Below are 950 nucleotides of genomic sequence, written 5' to 3' on the forward strand. Positions count from 1 at the left end.
CCAGTAGGTCCGGTATCGCCAGTAGGTCCAGTTGCACCAGTAGGCCCGGTTGCACCAGTAGGTCCGGTATCACCAGTAGGCCCAGTAGCACCAGTAGGGCCGGTATCGCCAGTAGGTCCAGTGTCACCAGTAGGCCCGGTTGCGCCAGTAGGTCCGGTATCACCGGTAGGTCCGGTATCACCGGTAGGTCCAGTATCACCGGTCGGTCCAGTTGCGCCAGTAGGTCCGGTTGCACCAGTAGGCCCGGTTGCGCCGGTAGGTCCGGTTGCGCCAGTAGGTCCAGTATCACCAGTAGGTCCGGTATCACCAGTAGGTCCAGTTGCACCAGTAGGTCCAGTATCACCAGTAGGTCCGGTATCACCAGTAGGTCCAGTGTCACCAGTAGGCCCGGTATCACCGGTAGGTCCGGTATCACCGGTAGGTCCAGTAGGTCCGGTATCACCAGTAGGTCCAGTTGCGCCAGTAGGTCCAGTATCGCCGGTAGGTCCAGTATCGCCGGTAGGTCCAGTATCGCCGGTAGGTCCAGTATCGCCAGTAGGTCCAGTGTCACCGGTAGGTCCAGTATCGCCAGTAGGCCCGGTTGCGCCAGTAGGTCCGGTATCACCGGTAGGACCAGTATCACCAGTAGGTCCAGTAGGTCCGGTTGCACCGGTAGGTCCGGTATCGCCAGTAGGTCCAGTGTCACCAGTAGGTCCAGTTGCACCGGTAGGTCCGGTATCGCCAGTAGGTCCAGTATCACCGGTCGGTCCAGTTGCACCAGTAGGTCCGGTTGCACCAGTAGGCCCGGTTGCGCCAGTAGGTCCAGTATCACCAGTAGGTCCAGTTGCACCAGTAGGTCCAGTAGGTCCGGTATCACCAGTAGGTCCAGTTGCACCAGTAGGTCCAGTATCACCAGTCGGTCCAGTGTCGCCAGTAGGTCCAGTATCACCAGTAGGTCCAGTTGCACCAGT

The 950-nt window shown here is 59.6% G+C and carries 1 protein-coding gene; it reads right to left on the reverse strand.

Translation table 11 applies throughout. From position 1 onward, the window contains the following. On the reverse strand, positions 1-950 hold a 950-nt coding region (locus BET01_RS12255), incomplete at both ends, for a hypothetical protein (RefSeq protein ID WP_243117207.1).

This window comes from Lacrimispora algidixylanolytica (assembly GCF_003609635.1).
GTDB lineage: Bacteria > Bacillota > Clostridia > Lachnospirales > Lachnospiraceae > Lacrimispora > Lacrimispora algidixylanolytica.